Source organism: Deltaproteobacteria bacterium (genome assembly GCA_009692615.1).
In the GTDB taxonomy this organism is placed as follows: domain Bacteria; phylum Desulfobacterota; class Binatia; order UBA9968; family UBA9968; genus DP-20.
Genome location: SHYW01000037.1, coordinates 26,361 through 43,055 on the forward strand (window position 1 = coordinate 26,361; position 16,695 = coordinate 43,055).

11 protein-coding genes are annotated in these 16,695 nt (G+C 57.3%); 3 read left to right on the forward strand and 8 right to left on the reverse strand.

Annotated elements, in window-relative coordinates:
* Positions 1–5: 5 nt before the first annotated feature.
* The 5 genes from EXR70_11085 to EXR70_11105 form a co-directional block, all read right to left on the reverse strand.
* Positions 6–1,442, reverse strand: a complete 1,437-nt coding sequence (locus EXR70_11085; GenBank protein MSP39023.1) for a DHA2 family efflux MFS transporter permease subunit — start codon at positions 1,440–1,442, stop codon at positions 6–8.
* Positions 1,443–1,910: 468 nt separating this feature from the next.
* Positions 1,911–4,538 (reverse strand): ATP-dependent chaperone ClpB, encoded by a 2,628-nt coding sequence (gene clpB / locus EXR70_11090; protein ID MSP39024.1) that lies wholly within the window; start codon positions 4,536–4,538, stop codon positions 1,911–1,913.
* A 123-nt stretch (positions 4,539–4,661) separates the two neighbouring features.
* Positions 4,662–5,450, reverse strand: a complete 789-nt coding sequence (locus tag EXR70_11095; GenBank protein MSP39025.1) for a hypothetical protein — start codon at positions 5,448–5,450, stop codon at positions 4,662–4,664.
* A 19-nt stretch (positions 5,451–5,469) separates the two neighbouring features.
* Entirely contained in the window at positions 5,470–6,192 is a 723-nt protein-coding gene (locus EXR70_11100; protein MSP39026.1) for a DUF2075 domain-containing protein, read from the reverse strand.
* Positions 6,193–6,220: 28 nt separating this feature from the next.
* Positions 6,221–9,202, reverse strand: a complete 2,982-nt coding sequence (locus EXR70_11105) for a hypothetical protein (GenBank protein MSP39027.1) — start codon at positions 9,200–9,202, stop codon at positions 6,221–6,223.
* Between the two features lie 319 nt (positions 9,203–9,521).
* Here EXR70_11105 and hisC point away from each other — a divergent pair, with 319 nt between their 5' ends.
* Both hisC and EXR70_11115 read left to right on the forward strand, forming a co-directional pair.
* Positions 9,522–10,577: a histidinol-phosphate transaminase gene (gene hisC, locus EXR70_11110; GenBank protein MSP39028.1), complete on the forward strand. Its 1,056-nt coding sequence runs from the start codon at positions 9,522–9,524 to the stop codon at positions 10,575–10,577.
* 41 nt (positions 10,578–10,618) lie between these two features.
* Positions 10,619–11,023, forward strand: coding sequence for a VOC family virulence protein (locus EXR70_11115; GenBank protein MSP39029.1), 405 nt, complete (start codon positions 10,619–10,621; stop codon positions 11,021–11,023).
* 14 nt (positions 11,024–11,037) lie between these two features.
* On the opposite strand, the gene EXR70_11120 is transcribed toward EXR70_11115, so the two are convergent.
* Entirely contained in the window at positions 11,038–12,351 is a 1,314-nt protein-coding gene (locus EXR70_11120; GenBank protein ID MSP39030.1) for an HlyC/CorC family transporter, read from the reverse strand.
* A gap of 192 nt (positions 12,352–12,543) precedes the next feature.
* Here EXR70_11120 and EXR70_11125 point away from each other — a divergent pair, with 192 nt between their 5' ends.
* Entirely contained in the window at positions 12,544–14,832 is a 2,289-nt protein-coding gene (locus EXR70_11125) for an ATP-dependent RecD-like DNA helicase (GenBank protein MSP39031.1), read from the forward strand.
* Between the two features lie 76 nt (positions 14,833–14,908).
* Here the strand turns inward: EXR70_11125 and EXR70_11130 are convergent, their stop codons facing one another.
* Both EXR70_11130 and EXR70_11135 read right to left on the reverse strand, forming a co-directional pair.
* Positions 14,909–15,610 carry a hypothetical protein gene (locus EXR70_11130; protein ID MSP39032.1) on the reverse strand — a complete coding sequence of 234 codons (702 nt, stop codon included), beginning with the start codon at positions 15,608–15,610 and terminating at the stop codon, positions 14,909–14,911.
* A partial coding sequence (locus EXR70_11135; protein MSP39033.1) for an amidohydrolase occupies positions 15,607–16,695 on the reverse strand: 1,089 nt, incomplete at its 5' end. The genes EXR70_11130 and EXR70_11135, both read right to left, overlap by 4 nt.

Sequence of the window (16,695 nt, forward strand, 5' to 3'; positions counted from 1 at the left end):
GTTGGCTAGTCTTCGCGCCGTCCGCGCATGGCGGCGAAAATTACCGCGAAGATCGCCAAGGCGGTGATCCAATGGGCGGTGAAGCTGAAGGATTTTAAAAATATTTCCGGCGCCGCGGCCCAGCTGGCGGGGGATTCGATCTGCTCAGGGGTGAGGCCGTTGGCGCCTAATGCGAAAGTCATCAGCGCGCCGGAAATGGCGATGCCCATGGCGCCGCCGATTCTTGCCGTGGTGAGCGTCATGCCCGAAGCCGCACCGACTTTATCGCGTGGCACGGTGCTCATGATCGCGCTTTGGTTAGGCGAGTTGAATAGCGCCCAGCCCAGGCCGATCAAGATTTGCGGCATGACCATTTGGAATATCGTCGACTGCAAAGTCAGCGAGCCGATGAAATACTGGCCGACGATCATGATCGAAGCGCCGACCGAGCAGAGAATGCGCGAGCCAAAACGGTCGGACAAGCGGCCGGCGACTGGAGCTAAGACGATAATCACCACCGAGCCGCCGATCAAGATCCAGCCCATTTGGGTCGGCGTGAAGCCAATCAGGTTTTGCAAATAGAAGGGAATCAGGACGCTGACCGCGGATTGCGTCAAGGTCAGAAAGAACAGACTTAGATTGGCGGCAGTGAAAAGCCGGTTGCGAAACAGCGACAAACTCAGGATCGGCGTTGGCGCTTTTTGCTCGGTGCGAATGAACAGCAACAAGGTCACGGCTGCGACGCTAAAAAAGGCGACCACTAGAGCATCGCGGGCGCCGCGATGGGGCAACCGGTTGAGCGCATAGATGAAACAGATGTTGGTTAGCAATAGAAAAGCGGCGCCGGCGAAATCGATTTGGACTTTTTCTTCGCTGGCGGGGCGCTCTTTTAAAACCTTCCAGCCGAAATAGGCACAAGCCAAGCCGATCGGCACGGTGAGAAAAAACACCCAGCGCCAGCCCACCGCATCGATGATGAAGCCGCCGAGTGTCGGTCCGGTGATGTAGCCGACATGGAACGCCATGGAGGTGAATCCCAGCGCTTTGCCGCGCTCGGACGGTGGCGAGTTGACGGTGACTAGAGCGCGGCCGTTGGCCATGATCATGGCGCCGCCAATGCCTTGGAGCACGCGAAATAAAATCAGCTGGGTCGACGATTGCGCCAGACCGCAAAGCGCCGAGCCGGCGATGAATATTAAAAAACCGAAAATATAGATCCATTTGCGGCCGAATAGATCGCCGAGCCGTCCGAGGGTTAAAACCAAACCGATGATGCACAGGTCGTAGACCAGCAAGACCCACTGGATGAACGACAGGTCGCTATGAAAAACATGGGTGAGGGTAGGCAACGCGACTTGAATGGCGCGATGGTTGATCGCCACCACGACCAGCCCGAGCGAGACTTGATAAAGCACCAGCCGGGAATGGCGCCGTTGCTCGTCGCTGATGTTTGAATCTGCCATGAATTAAAAAATCACTGAAGCGCCGTCCACGTCTGGTTCCTGTCATGTCTGTCATCCCGAACGGATGTGAGGGATCTTGTCTTCAGGACAGCGAAGAAATTTCACCACGGAGGACACAGAGCACACAGAGGTTTCGGGAAAAATCTTTTCTCTGTGATCTCTGTGTCCTCTGTGGTGAAATCAGATTCCCTATCCCATCGGCCAGCTTCATTCGCTAAGCTCGCGGCAACCAAGAGCAGCAAAAAATGACGAGGGGGCGGCCGGTGCCGGTCGCCCCCTCGTTGGATCGACTCTTTGCCGTAGAGCTTTATGAATTGCCGTTGCTCAGATGCTCTTTGAGCGTGCGGCGCAGTTCGGCTTTGGCGCGTTTACGCAGGACGTCTTTCTTGCTCTTGATGATTTTTCCCGGCGGCGGCAGCTCTTTGCGCACCTTTGCCAAGCCGATGGAAATTTTTTTCGCTACCGGGTTCAATGAATCGTTCTTGCTTCGTAAGCTTCGTCCGCCAGCGGCGCTGTGCCATGGCTGAAGTCCAGCTCGTCGTTGAGCACGTCGACTTTCACCCGATCGCCTTCTTTGAATTCGCCAGCGAGAATCTTAACCGCCAGCGGGTCCTGAATCAATCGCTGGATGGTGCGCTTGAGCGGCCGCGCGCCGTAGACCGGATCATAGCCGGCTTCGGCGAGCAGCGCTTTGGCGCTTTCGCTGATATCCAAAGCCATTTTCCGCGCCGCCAAGTTATGGCGCAAGCGCTTGAGTTGGATGTCGACGATGGATTTAATCTCATCGCGGCCAAGATTATTAAAAATAATCGTTTCATCGACGCGATTCAAAAATTCCGGCTTGAACGCCTCGCGCAAAGCCGCGTTGACGCGCTGCTCCATTTGCTTACGGTCTTTAGCGCCGAGTTCGAGAATATACTGACTGCCGAGGTTCGAGGTCATGATGATGACGGTGTTTTTAAAATCGACGGTGCGGCCTTGGCTGTCGGTCATGCGGCCGTCTTCGAGCACTTGCAACAGCGCGTTGAAGACATCGGGATGAGCCTTTTCGATTTCGTCGAATAGGACGACCGAATAGGGGCGGCGGCGCACGGCTTCGGTCAACTGCCCGCCTTCGTCGTAACCGACATAGCCGGGAGGGGCGCCGATCAAGCGCGACACGGAATGCTTTTCCATATACTCCGACATGTCGAGGCGCACCATCGCCTGCTCGTTGTCGAACAGGAATTCCGCCAGCGCCCGGCACAGTTCAGTCTTTCCCACACCGGTAGGGCCCAGGAAAATAAACGAACCGATGGGGCGGTTCTGATCCTGCAAACCGGCGCGGGCGCGGCGCACGGCGTTGGCCACGGCATGAATCGCGCTTTCCTGGCCGACCACCCGCAGTTGCAACCGATCTTCCATCTTGAGCAGCTTTTGCACTTCGCCTTCGAGCATCTTCGAAACCGGAATGCCGGTCCATTTGGCGACCACCTCGGCGATATCTTCGGCGTCGACTTCCTCTTTGAGCATCTTTTGATCTTTTTGCAGCTCGTTCAACTGCTGGTTCGCCGCGGTTAAATCCTTTTGCAGTTGGCTCAAGGTGCCGTAGCGTAGCTCGGCGGCGCGGTTCAAGTCGCCGGCGCGCTGAGCTTTTTGCTCGTCGACTTTGGTCGCTTCGATTTTTTCTTTTAAGGCGCGAATGCGTTGAATCGATTGCTTTTCATTCTGCCAGTGGGCTTTGAGACCGCTGGAAGTTTCTTTGAGGTTGCGGATCTCGCCTTCAAGCTGGCCGAGCCGTTCCTTGGAGGCTTGATCTTCTTCGCGTTTGAGCGCTTGGCGTTCGATTTCCAATTGCATGATCTTGCGCTCGACTTCGTCGATCTCGATGGGCATGCTGTCGATTTCCATTCTCAGGCGCGACGCCGCTTCGTCGATCAAGTCGATGGCTTTGTCGGGCAGAAAGCGGTCGCTGATGTAGCGTTCCGAGAGCGTCGCCGCGGCGATGATCGCCGGATCGGTAATGCGCACGCCATGGTGCACTTCGTAGCGTTCTTTCAAGCCGCGGAGAATCGCGATGGCATCTTCCACCGAGGGTTCGCCGACCAAGACCGGTTGAAAGCGGCGCTCCAAGGCCGGATCTTTTTCCACCCGCTTGCGGTATTCGTCCAGCGTCGTGGCGCCGACGCAGCGTAGCTCGCCGCGGGCGAGCGCCGGCTTCAACATGTTCGATGCGTCCATGGCGCCTTCTGCCGCGCCGGCACCGACCAATGTGTGCAGCTCGTCAATGAACAAAATAATCCGGCCGCTCGCTTCAGTGACTTCTTTCAACACCGCTTTCAAGCGGTCTTCGAACTCGCCGCGGAATTTCGCGCCAGCGACCATGGCGGCCAAATCGAGGGACAATAGGCGCTTTTCCTTCAAGCCTTCGGGCACGTCGCCGTTGACGATGCGCAGCGCCAGCCCTTCGACGATGGCGGTTTTGCCGACGCCCGGCTCGCCGATCAGCACCGGATTATTCTTGGTCCGGCGCGATAGCACTTGAATCACCCGGCGAATTTCATCGTCGCGGCCGATTACCGGATCGAGCTTACCGGCGCGCGCTAGATCGGTGAGATTGCGCGCGTATTTTTCCAACGCCTGATATTTTTCTTCGGGATTGGGATCGGTAATCCGCTGCGAGCCGCGGATACCGACCAGAGCGGCGAGAATTTTATCTTTGCTGGCGCCCAGCTCTTTGAGCAGCTTGCCGGTCTCACCGGTCTCTTGCACCATGGCGAGGAGCAAATGCTCGGTGGAAACATATTCGTCTTTGAGCGTTTCGGCTTCGGTCTCGGCGCTCTCGATGACTTTCTTGAGTCTTGGAGTGATGTAGCTTTGACCGGTGGCGCCAGTTACCTGGGGCAGACGATCGAGGGCTTTTTGCAATTTTTCGGTTAACCCATTGAGCGGCACGCCGAGTTTTTGCAACAGCGCGAGAACCACGCCGTCTTTTTGTCCCAACAGTGCGAACAATAGATGTTCGACGTCGATCGCTTGATGATTGCGCTTGTCAGCGAGCCCCTGGGCTTGCTGCATGGCTTCTTGTGATTTGGTTGTCAGTTTATCTAATCGCATCGGCTTCCCCCGTCCGTGCAGGGAAGTTAAGCATGGTATCGGGAGCTGTCAAGAAAAGCGCCGCAGGGGGCCTATCAGGGGTAAAAAATGTTTCTTTAAAACCCGCGATTGCCAGCCGTTAGCTCATTGACTGGGCAGTTCGAAACATTCGAACATCGACGCTGTCGCCAAGGCACGGTTGACCGCGCCCTCGGCGGCCTGAGTGTGAAGCACGATGCCGCCGTTGGTACGAATGTCAAAACCATACTCCGCCGGCAACACCGGCGTGCCGCGCATCTTGCGGATCGTCAGGGTTCGTTCAAAGCTCGCGCCGGCGCGATTTATTTTGAGGGCGAACACGCCGGAAGCCAAAAACTCTTCGATGCCGAAAGTTTGGTCTTGGTTGGCGCGGCTGGAAAAATGCGCAGTCAATATATTCGTCGTCGTGAGCTGGGTCTGAATTAAATTAATCAGCGCCCGGGCTTGATCCTGCCCCGGGCTGTCGGCGTCGGGCGGTAATATGAACGGCGTCACCGGATCGATGATCAACAGCGTCGCCCCGAGCCGTTTTATATAGTTGCCGAGATCGGCGACGATTTTTTGCGGGTCGATGCCTTTTTCACTGGAGTTGCCGGAGCGGCCGCTAAAATAGGGCGACGCGTCCAAGATCGCCAAATTCTTATCCTGGATATGTTGTTGGAGGATCCACGAAAATGACAATGCCGAATCGGTGATCTCGGAGGGGCGTTCGTCGACGGTGACGTACACCGCTTTCTCGCCTTGGTCGAGGGCGCTTTGCAGCAACTGCAAGCAGGCGATGGTTTTGCCCGTGCCAGTGTCGCCGGTAAAAAGATAGGAGCGCCCTTTGACCAAGCCGCCGTGCAGCAATGAGTCGAGGGTTGCGATGCCTGTGGAAATGCGTTGGTCGTTCATTGAATGGTCGGTCCTGAAATTATTCGGCGCCGGCGATGACGAGGCCGGTCCCTTTGACGATGTCGAATTCCAATTGCCGCGGTTTGACGTCGGTGTAGCGCATTTTTTCGACGATCAGGCTGCGTCCGAGGGCGCCGCCTTTCCAAATCATTTCCAGCACGATGGCGCCGGCTACTAAATATTCCTCGACGCCGTGCATGGAGCGCTCACCGCTGCGCGGCACGGCGTAGGAAGTTAATAGGTTGGTGGTCGGCATGGTCGTGCGCAGCAGTTGGATCAATTGGCGCATTTGATCTTGAATGCGCGTGGCGTTGTCGCGCAACAAGATGAATGGCCCCACTGGATCGAAGACCAACCGTTGGGCGCCGATCTGTGTGACGAAAACAGCGAGATCGTTGACCGCTTTTTGAATGTCGATGCGTTGTTCGCTGCCGGCGCTGGGCAGCGTGTTCAGATAACTGCCGGCGTTTAAAATCGCCAATTGCCGGTTTTGAATCAACGGCTCAAAATCCCAGCCCAGCGACGCGGCTTGGGCGATGATATCCATCGGCGTCTCGTCGGCGGTGATCCAAACGCTATTTTCGCCGCGCTTGAGACCCTCGTAGAGAAACTGCAAGGCAAAAATAGACTTGCCCGTGCCCGGCTCGCCGGTGACGAGAATCGACCGACCCTTGGGAAATCCGCCCTCGATCAGCGGATCGAGTCCGACGATTCCGGTCGGCACCCGTTCGATCTGAATCATGTGGCTACCTTTCTACGCATCTTTCGTTTCAAACTTTCCAACGCCGCTTGGCCGCGAATCCGCTTTGCCAGCGCCGTTCATGGGCCTGCGCGGCAAAATTTACAGTATCGCTGGCGGCGGTGTTGGTGCCTTCAAGGCGATTCGGTTCGCGCGCCGCTGCTTGTTCGCTCAACTGCTGGCGCAGGGTTTCAACTTCTTGGCGATACTCTTGTTCCGCGCCCTCGACCAAGGCGCGGCGTTCGTCCAGCGCCCAATCCTTTTGACTGAGCTCAGCTTGGAGCAACGCCAGTTGGGCTTGAAACTCGCTGCGCATGCTTTCTATTTCACTATTCGCGGCGCTTTCCGCTAACGCGTTGGCGGCGGCCGTTAGGTTGAGCTGTTCCTGGTGCGCACCGAGATCGGTTTGATGGGCGTCGAGATCGGCCTTGACCCGCACCAGCTCGTCGTTGCGGTCCTGCAAAATGCGGTTGCGTTCTTCGACTTCGCGCACCAAGCGATCGACTTCGCGGCGTAGCGACTGTTCTAAGTTCGCTCGAGCTTCGGCTTGCTCCTCGAACTGGTCGTTGGTTTGCTTGAGCGCTAGGTTGAGGGCGTCGATCTGGGCAAGGGATTCTTGGCGCATCTGCTCGGCCCGGCTGAGCGCGGTCAACTCGGCATGTTGCAGCGCGACTTCCAACTCTTCGACGCGCTGCTGCAACGCCCGCGAGAGTTCTTGTTGTTTCCTTAAATTTTCATCGCCCAGTCCGGCGCCGCCGCGCAGCTCGTGCAATTTGCCTTCGAGCTCACTCTTTTGTGCCCGGTAGGCCGCCGCCAATTCCTCGGCACTGGCTTGTTGTTGCGCCATTGCCCAGCTTTTTTGTTGCAGTTCCAGACGCAAGGCGTCGAGTTCGCCGGTCAGAACGGCGCGCGCTGGTTCGTCGGCTTGCTGAAGCTCCCGCTGCGCGGCCAAATCGTGTAGGCGAGTCTCCAGCGCGCCGCGCTCGGCGTTGGCGTTGGCGATTTCTCCGCTGCGGCTTGCGAGCATGCTTTCCAGCTCGGCGGCGCGCTGGACGAATTCCCGGTACTGTTCGCGGGCGCGATTGGCCGCTTCCCGTTCTTGGCTCAGTTCATTTTCCAGCCGGCGTCGTTCGGTCTGATGCGCGTCGTCGAGGGCGGCGATTTCATTGTGATGCGCGAGACGGCTTTGCTCGGTTTCTTGCAGAAGATGAGTCGATTGGTTTTGCGCCGACTCCAAGTCGGTCAATTGCGTCGCCAAACGGTGGTGTTGCACTTTGAGATCGGCGATCTCGTTGCTGCGGCTCTCGGTCAATAACTGTTTCTCGGCGAGCTGTAATTGCAGCTCGTTGAGCTTGGCGCCGAGTTGATCGGTGGTTTCGTCGCTACCCTTGCGAATCGCCTCGAGCTCGGCGGTTTTCGCTTGTAAACGTATTTGCAGTTCACTCTGAATGGCGCCCGAGCGTTGCCAATTTTCCTCGGCTTCTTGGCGGGCTAGTTCGGCGCTGTTTTGGCGCTCGCTCAGGGCGGTGATTTCCGCGTGAGCGTTTGCCAGCTCCTGGTCGCGGCGGGCGAGATCTTGCTGGCCGTGGGCCAGTTCCTGTTGCAACGCTTGAATCCTGCCATGCAGCGCGAGCTCGACGCCGGTGACCGCTTCGTAACGTTGGGTGAGATCCCGTTCTTTGACCGCAATATGGTGGTGCAGTTGCTCCAGTTCGTTTTCGAGCGCGACGCGCAGGTTTTCCAACGCGGCTTTGTCATTGCCCGCTTGTTGCTGCCCTGCTGCCAGTTCGCTGACGCGCTCGCGCAGGCCGGCGTTCTCGTTCTGCGCTTCATGCATAGCGCCATCGCGGGACTCGGTCTGTTGACGTTTCTGGTCAATCTCTTGATGTAACCGACTAATTTCGGATCGGAGGTCTTCCTCGCCGGACGCTCGCGCGGCTTGTTCTTGTTGGTGCTCCTGCTGTCGTAAATCGAGCGCGCTTTGCAGTCGCGCGATCTCGGCGTTCAATCGATCGCGGCCTTGTTCTAGTCGATGATTGTCGTGCGCGGCTTGCTGTTGCGCCGCTTCCAGCTCGCCGACGCGCTGGCGCAGGCCGGCAATCTCTCTCTCAGCTTCATGCCAGGCGCCATCGCGCGACTCGATCTGTTGACGTTTGTGCTCGATCTCTTGGCGTAATTGGATGATCTCGGCTTGAAGATTTTCCTCGACGGCGGTGCGCGCCGCGCGCTCTTGTTCGTATTCTTGCCGCCGCGCTGCTAGGGCGCTTTGGAGTTGGGCGATTTCGCCATTGAGTTCAGATCGGTTGCGCTCTAATTCGCTGGCGGCGTCGGCCTCGGCTTGTCGTCGGCTCGCTTGCAGCGCGGCAATGTCATTTCGCAGCGCGGCGATTTCTTCGCGGTATTTGTCGATCTCGCCGTCGGCGTTTTGTTGCCAAGCTTGTTTGTCCGCTAGTTGTGCTTGCAACTGTGCCAGCTGGGCGCGCAATTCGCGCTCAAGTTGTTGGGCGTCGAGCTGTTGTTGGCGGGAGTTCTGTTGGTCCTGCTCGGACTGCCAGCGCAACGCGGACAAATCGCTTTGCAGATTGTTGGCGAACAGCGTCGCCGCATGGGTTGCGGCTTGGGCCTGCTGGTACGCCGTTTCCAATTCGCCAACTCGCTGCTCGAGTGTGATGACCCCGGCGCGGGTGGCTGCTAGATCGCCTTCGCGGATATTGAGCAGTGTTTCTTTGTCGTCGAGGAGAATTTCTAATTGATGGATGCGCTCGGCAAACGCTTGCTGTTGCGCCAGGTTTTCCGCTTGAGTGCGGCCGGCTTGCTCTTGCTCCGCCAAGGCCGCGCGCAGCTGGCTCACCTCAATGCGATGCTGCTGTTGCACGCGCGCCGCTTCGTTGGCGCTAGTGGCTTGGGCTTGCTTGAGATAGAGTTCCATCAGGCGCGTCTGTGCCAACAGGATATCGATCTCGTTGAGCAGGAGAATCGCCGGATCGTTCGGTGTTATGCTACTTCCATTCATAAGTCAGAACTTGTGATCTTGGGGTCTCGGCGGCCCACCCGATGAGCAGCAGACGAAACCCGCCAAGCCCCTGGCTATAGCGATTTGCGTGCCATTACTAAAAAACAGAGTGAAGCAAAATCAGCTAATTACCAACCGGCGAATACGAGTTTACGCGGCAGAATTCGCCAAAGCGGGGATTTTTGGACAATACCGAATAATCTTGGACAAAAATGTCTCTATGTTGACTAAAGTCATCTCGTTTCCTGTGAGCGGATATCCACCCGGAGAACCATCGGCTAATTGAAAAGCTCCTTGGCTGCCGCTAGAATCCGGCGCGATGTCAAAATACTTTCGCTCGAATATTGACGCCATGACCGGCTACTTGCCCGGCGAACAGCCGCGCGATCCAGCCGTCATCAAGCTCAACACCAACGAGAATCCTTATCCACCGTCGCCGAAAGTTCATGCGGCATTGCGCCAAGCGATCGCACCGTCGCTACGACTTTATCCCGAGCCTTGGAGCGACAGCTTGCGCTCGCGGGCGGCGGATGTCTATGGGGTCAAGCCGGAGAATATCATCGCCGGCAACGGCTCGGATGAGATTTTGTCGTTGCTGTTGCGCTGTTTTGTCGCGCCCGGCGGCCGGGTCGCGTTTCCTGTGCCGACCTATTCACTTTACGATACGCTAGTGGAGATCGCCGACGGCGTCGCCGCGCGAATTAATTTTCCCGACGATTTCACCGTGCCGCAAGAGTTGGCCGGGCAAAACGCCGCGCTGACTTTTCTCTGCAATCCCAACGCGCCGTCGGGAACGCTGGTATCGTTGGCGGAAATCGCCAAGCTCGCCGGCACGGTGGCGGGCATTCTCGTCGTCGATGAAGCCTACGTCGATTTCGCGGCAACTGAAGGCGCGTCGGCGATTCCGCTGGTCCGGCAAATTCCTAATTTAGTAGTGCTGCGAACTTTCTCCAAGTCTTTTTCGCTGGCCGGCATGCGCATCGGTCTGGGCTTCGCCAGCGAAGAGATCATCGCCGGTATGATGAAAGTGAAGGATTCGTACAATTTGAATCGTTTGAGTTTGATCGCGGCGACGGCGGCGCTCGACGACATGGCGTGGATGCAACGCAACGCCGGGCGCATTCAGCGCAGCCGCAAGCAACTCAGTGTTGGGTTGACGCGTTTGGGCTACCAAGTCTATCCGTCCCACGCCAATTTCGTTTTAGCGCGCAAGCCGGGGCAAAATCTCAAACCGGTTTACGAAGAACTCAAGCAGCGAAAAATTCTTGTGCGTTACTTCGACACGGCCGGCTTGCAAGATTGCCTGCGCATCACGGTGGGCACGCCGAAGGAAGTAAAAGCGTTGTTAGATGAGCTGGCGTCCCTCGGCTCTTAGAGTGCGGCGCCCGATTGCCAAGGAGTTCAGCCATGGGCAAGATTAAAATCGTCGGACTGGATCATATCGTGCTCAACGTCGGCGATATTGATCGCTCGTTAAAATTCTACACCGAGGTGTTGGGGTTGAAGGGTGAGCGTGTCGATGAATTTCGCGCCGGCAAGGTTGGGTTTCCTTCGGTGCGGATTAACCAGACGACGATTATCGATTTGTTTCCGCGCAAACCGGGTACGGACAAAATAGCCACGGATAAAGTCGACGGTAATCTCAATCACTTCTGTTTAGTCGTGGATAAAGAGAACTTCGTCGCTGTGCTCGATGACTTGCGACGGGGTGAAATTTCCGTGGGTGAAGGGCCGGTGTCGCGCTGGGGCGCGCAGGGGCAAGCGACGTCGGTTTATTTTCTCGATCCCGATGGCAACGAGATCGAGATTCGTTGTTATTGAGTTGAGTTGCGAATTTACGCCACAGCGGCTTTTTCGACCTTGATCTTGACGATGCGCCGGCCTTCCATGTCGACAATGGTGAGTTTGTAGCCGAATTCTTCCACCCACTCGCCGCCGCGCGGGATCCGCTTCAGCCGTTCGAGCATGAAGCCGGCCAACGTGTGATAGTCCGGCGATTCTTCGAAGGGCAAGTCGAAATCGGCGCGCAGATCTTTGAGCATGGCCGAGCCTTGAATGACCATGGAGCCGTCCGGCAGCCGTTCGACAGGGCCGCGTTCTTCGCGGTCGTACTCATCGCGGATTTCGCCGACGATTTCCTCGACCAAGTCTTCCAAGGTGACCACGCCTTCGACTTCGCCAAATTCGTTGACCACCAAAGCCATCGCTAAGTGGCGGCGCTGGAGCTGCTTTAACAATTCGCTAGTCGGTAAGGTGCTGGGCACGAAGAACGCTTGATGCAAGTGATCGCGGATGTGGAAGTCGCTGCGCTCTTGGAGCGCTTTGAAAACGTCCTTGTTGTAGAGAATACCAATGATCTTGTCCAATTCGCCTTCGTAAACCGGAATGCGCGAGAAGCCGCAGTCGACGATATTTTTCGCTACCTCGGCCAACGAGGCGTGCACTTCGATGGCATGGATTTCCGTGCGGGGTTTCATAACCGCTTTGACCGGCGTGTCGCTGAATTCAAAGACGCTATGAATCAACTGCCTTTCGGTCTCGTTGAAAATCCCCTGGGCGGCGCCCTCGCGGATCAACGATTTAACTTCATCCACTGAGATGAAGCTGGCGTGGCCGCTGTCGCTGCCGCCGAAGATGCGCAGCACGAAGTTACTCGACGCCATGAGGATTTTGACGAAAAATGAGCTTAAGCGCGCTAGCAATTCGATGGGCCGGGCGACGCCGCAGGCGATCTGCTCGGAAAATCTCAGCGCCAGCGATTTGGGTACTAGTTCGCCGAGGACCAAAGATAAATAGGAAATCGGCAGGACGACGATCAACAAAGCGATCGCTTCAGCCCAGCGAGCGACCAGCGGAATCGGCAGCTCGGCGATTTGCGGTTTCAAAAAGCCGATGGCCGTGGCGCCGCCCAGGGCGGAGGCGAAGGAGCTGACGATCGTCACGCCGATCTGTACGGTGGCGAGAAAGCGATCGGGATCGTTTTTCAACCGCGCCACGGCGGCGGCCGAGCGCACGCCTTTTTCCACCAGGGCATCGATACGGCTCTTGCGCATGGCGATCATGGCGATCTCCGAGGCGGCGAAAAAGCCGTTGGCAAGAATTAAAACGAGAATCAGAAGCGACTCGAACCAAAAACTATCCAAGGTCATGGACGGAATCTCCTGTGTCGCATTGTGCGACCAACCGAATTGGGGCGACGATGCTTGTCTTGATTCACCGATGTGCTGACGCGGGGCCAAGGCTGCGTTAGCGTGATTGGATATGTATGAATAGAAAAATTCTAACCTCCCGCCGGCAAAAGGCAAGGGGCGGCGTTTACCCGCTTGGGGCTTTCAAGTAGGATGCGCCCGAGGGAATTGTCATTGGCCGAGAAACCCGCAGAAATATCGTCGCTTCAAGGAACGATCAGCCGGATCACCTACCAGCATCCCGAAACCCACTACACTGTTGCCAGACTCGATGAAGACGGCGGGCCGAGCACCACTTTGGTCGGCACGATCTTTCCCGTCGCCGAAGGTGAAGAGATCAAAGTCAGCGGTGCCTGGAAGCGCCATCCGCGCTACGGTTTGCAGTTCCAAGTCGATCATTGGGAAAAAATCGATCCCAGCACCATCGAAGGCATCGAAAAATACTTAGGCTCCGGTCTGATCAAAGGTATCGGCCCGACCTACGCCAAGCGTTTGGTCGCGGCCTTCGGCGTCGATACTTTGAAAGTATTGTCCGACTCGCCGCTCAGGATTCTCGATGTCGACGGCATCGGCGAAGTGCGCGCGCGCCGCATCATGCAAGCCTGGCAGGAACAGCGCGGCATGCAGGACGTGATGGTGTTTCTCCAGGGCCACGGCGTCGGCGCGTCGTTGGCGTTACGCATTTACCGCGTGTACGGCGCCGACACGGTACATCAGGTGCGGGAAAATCCCTACGCGCTGGCGCAACAAGTGCACGGCATCGGTTTTATCATCGCCGATCGGCTCGCCAATCACATCGGTATCCACGGCGACTTGCCGATGCGGGTGCAGGCCGGCGTGCTCCATGTGCTGCGCGAGATGGCCGACCGCGGCCATTGCTACGCCCACTTCGTGTCTCTTAAACGCGACGCCGCGGCGCTGTTAACCATTGATGAAGATCCGGTGGATGCGGCGGTGGCTAAGTTGGCGGCCAAGGGTGACTTGGTTTTGGAAGAAGGCGCCGACGGCGCCCACACGCAAGTTTATCTGACCGAGCTCTATCACGCCGAGCGGCGCGTCGCCGCGGCATTTTACAATTTACTGACGACCTCGTCATACTTGCAGGGCGAACTCGGTAACGGACTTTTTGAACGTTCGGAGCGCGCCGCCCGCGGTGCGCGAGGTGCGATTGACTTAATCAGTCCGGAGCTGTTCGGTCCGGCGTCCTTGACCTTGGACGAAGACCAAACTCGCGCCACCGAGCAAGCGCTACGCGATAAAGTTTTGGTCATCACCGGTGGGCCGGGTACCGGCAAGACGACATTACTCACCGCGCTGCTGACAATCTTGCGGCGGGCCAAGGTTACGTTCGTTTTAGCGGCGCCCACCGGACGCGCCGCCAAGCGCATGAGCGAAAGCGCCGGCGACGAGGCGATGACGATTCATCGCCTGCTCGAATACAACCCGCGCGAAGGCGGATTCAAGCGCGGCGAAGACAATCCCTTGTCGGCCGACTTCGTCATCGTCGACGAGACCTCGATGGTCGATTTGGCGTTGATGGATCATTTGCTGCGCGCCGTCGATCCGCACAGCCATTTGATATTAGTCGGCGACGTCGATCAGTTGCCGTCGGTGGGGCCGGGCAGCGTGCTGCGCGATTTGATCGATTCCGGCGTGGTGCCGAAAGTCGTCCTGCGGCGGATCTTCCGCCAAGGGCGCGAGAGTTTGATCGTCGTCAATGCGCACCGGATTCTTGAGGGCCAACAGTTGGAATTGGCCGAAGACGGCGATGCCAGCGATTTCGTTTTCATCGCCCAGGAGTCCGAAGAGGAGATTCTCGCCACGGTCAAGGAATTGGTCCGGCAAAATATTCCCCAGGCTTTTCGACTCGATGCCAATGAAGTGGCGCAATCGATTCAAGTGCTGACGCCGATGCATCGCGGCATGCTCGGCACGATCAATCTCAACCGCGAGCTGCAAGCGCTGCTCAATCCCGGCGGCACGGCCTTGGAACGGGGCGGCTGGGCGCTGCGCAGCGGCGACAAGGTGATGCAGCTGCGCAACAACTACGACAAAGGCGTGTTCAATGGCGATCTCGGCCGGATACTCTCGATCGATCGCGATGTCGCCAGCGTCAAGGTCGAGTTTCTCGAAAAGATCGTCGAATACGAATCGGATCAACTCGACGAGATCGCGCTGGCCTACGCGACTTCAGTGCACAAGAGCCAGGGCAGCGAATATCCGGTGGTGGTGATGCCGCTGCACACCACGCACTACATGATGCTGCATCGCAGCATTCTCTACACCGCGGTGACGCGCGGCAAAAAGTTGGTGGTGTTGGTCGGCAGCCGCAAGGCGCTGTCGATGGCGATCCGCAATTTGCGCGTGGAAAATCGCAATACTGGGTTGAAAGAGAAATTGCTTGCGGCGATGAAATCTAACGGCGGTGCGCGGATTATCTAATTCCGACATCAACGGCGGGCGGGTTTTCCAACCCGCCTGGCGGACAGGAATGTCCGCCCTCCTTTAGGGGAATGCGCTAATTGAATAGCCGGCCGAGGCGCGGGTCGCTGTGTTTGATGCCGAGTTTTTTCAAGCACGCCCAGATGGTTGCTTGATTGCTGTTCACCACTGGCTTGCCGAGGTCGTTCTCTAAATCCGCAACTGCTTCAATCATGCGCGTGTTGGTGCAGCTTAAGAAATAGCCGTCGGCATCGGCGCGCAGGTTTTCTTTGACGATTTTTTTCCATTCCTCCGGCGTGATCGTCGAATAGGCTTGGGAGTCGAGCGCCAGGCCTTTCTCGTGCAGCACGGTATAGCCGGTTTCGCTCAGATAATTTACTTCAAGCTGGTTGGTCGCCTGGACGTAAGGGCTGATCAGCACCATCTTTTTGATACCGACGCGGTCGAAGGCTTGGGTCAGCGCTTGCGCGGTGGTGATGGTCGGGCAGCCGCTCGCTTGCTCGATGATGTCGACGATCGCTTTCTCGTGCGCCAGACCGCTCTCCATCGAGTTCGCCGTGCAGTGAAACACGATGACGTTGGGCTTAATGTCGGACAACGCTTCGGCCGCCTGGATTAGTTCCGGCTTCAACTCTGCCAGCGGCTTGCGAAATTTTCCCGCCATGCGCAGTCGCGTGACAAACGCGCCAACGCCGGCGGGAAGATAGGTATTGAACTGCGGCTCGGTCAAACGGTTGGCCGACGGAATGATCAGGCCTATGCCGGTCGGCGTGGTCATAAACCTGGCGCCCCTAAATTATAAAACCGGCGCGCGTTGCCGTGCAGCACGGCGGCTTTGTCGGCGTCGGTGATCTCTTTGTTCTCAAGCATTTCTAAAATTTCATGCTTGCAGAATTCGTTATTGACTTCGTGCGGGTAGTCGCTGGAGTAAACCCAGGGCTTGTTGCCGATTCTTTTAATCGCGTGGGCGATATCCGGCTCTTCGCCTTCGCAGCCGACGAAGATGCGGCCGGCGTCGACCTGACGCTGGATGTATGCGCTGATTTTTTCCTTGGGTTTCAATTCCAAGAACCGTTTGCGCGGATCATGTTGAATGTGGGTTTCCCAGGATCGATCGAAGCGTTCCAAACACATCAACAGCCAAGCCACGCCGCCTTCCATGAAACCGAATTTCACATTGGGAAAGCGATCGAAGACGCCGTTGAAGACGATGCCAGCGAAGGAAATCATTTGGCCGAAGGGATGGCCGAGCGCGTGCACCGGCGCGTAGGGAGTTAAATCGTCGAGGCCGAGATTTTCATGAGCGCCGCCGTGGACGCCGATGGCGCAGCCCAGTTTGTTCGCTTCCTCGTAAATCGGCCAGTAGCGTTGATCGCCGAGATGAGCTTGGATTCCCGTCGACGGCAGCATGGCGCCGCACATGCCGAGCTCTTTGACGATCCGGCGCAGTTCGTCCACCGCCGCGGACGGTTCTTGCAGCGGCAACAACCCCATCGCTTGGAAGCGCGGGTTGAACTTCATGTAGGTATGGTAAATCCAATCGTTGTAACCGCGTGCCACGTCGATGGCCCAGTCGCGGCTGACGATTTTACCGAGGGCCAAGCCGAGAGTCGTGTAGAGCACGGTTTTCTCGATGCCGACGTCTTCAAGAAAAGCCACCCAGCCTTCGGGGCCGACTTTATTGAAAGCGCCCGGCGGGAAATCATGCATGTTGGCCGAATGTAAATGGTCCAGCGGCGGAAACGGATTGAAAAAAGGATGGGTATCGAATTTGTCGCGATAAGACTGCGGCATGTAATTGATAATCGCTTTGGTATCCTCGATCACATGACCGTCGCCGTCGATAATCGTATGGCCTTGAAA

What these genes read in the sequence shown, in the direction of transcription:
- EXR70_11085 (MSP39023.1), bottom strand. Translation starts at nt 1,442, where the DNA reads ATGGCAGATTCAAACATCAGCGACGAGCAACGGCGCCATTCCCGGCTG.
- clpB (MSP39024.1), bottom strand. Translation starts at nt 4,538, where the DNA reads ATGCGATTAGATAAACTGACAACCAAATCACAAGAAGCCATGCAGCAA.
- EXR70_11095 (MSP39025.1), bottom strand. Translation starts at nt 5,450, where the DNA reads ATGAACGACCAACGCATTTCCACAGGCATCGCAACCCTCGACTCATTG.
- EXR70_11100 (MSP39026.1), bottom strand. Translation starts at nt 6,192, where the DNA reads ATGATTCAGATCGAACGGGTGCCGACCGGAATCGTCGGACTCGATCCG.
- EXR70_11105 (MSP39027.1), bottom strand. Translation starts at nt 9,202, where the DNA reads ATGAATGGAAGTAGCATAACACCGAACGATCCGGCGATTCTCCTGCTC.
- hisC (MSP39028.1), top strand. Translation starts at nt 9,522, where the DNA reads ATGTCAAAATACTTTCGCTCGAATATTGACGCCATGACCGGCTACTTG.
- EXR70_11120 (MSP39030.1), bottom strand. Translation starts at nt 12,351, where the DNA reads ATGACCTTGGATAGTTTTTGGTTCGAGTCGCTTCTGATTCTCGTTTTA.
- EXR70_11125 (MSP39031.1), top strand. Translation starts at nt 12,544, where the DNA reads ATGCGCCCGAGGGAATTGTCATTGGCCGAGAAACCCGCAGAAATATCG.
- EXR70_11130 (MSP39032.1), bottom strand. Translation starts at nt 15,610, where the DNA reads ATGACCACGCCGACCGGCATAGGCCTGATCATTCCGTCGGCCAACCGT.